General features: G+C 66.5%; 1 pseudogene. It reads right to left on the bottom strand.

The window, feature by feature from the left end:
- Positions 1 to 203, bottom strand: a pseudogene (locus tag J0695_RS41655) (sugar ABC transporter substrate-binding protein); the annotation flags it as partial.

Here is a 203-nt window from a genome sequence, read left to right as displayed (position 1 = left end):
GTTCCAGTCGGGCAGGTAGTACGGCAGCTGGACGATCGTCGTCGACCCGTCGCTCAGCGCGTCCGCGGCCAACTTCGTCGGCTCCGCCTTCTGGATCCAGTCGTCCTTGGCGGCGTCGAGGTTGGCCGGCACCTGTCCGGCGGACTCGTTGAACTTCGAGTTGGCCTCGGCCGAGACCGCGTACTCGATGAACTTCCAGGCGG

Source organism: Streptomyces beijiangensis, from assembly GCF_017315755.1.
GTDB lineage: Bacteria > Actinomycetota > Actinomycetes > Streptomycetales > Streptomycetaceae > Streptomyces > Streptomyces beijiangensis.
This window is presented reverse-complemented; position numbering and strand designations above follow the sequence as displayed.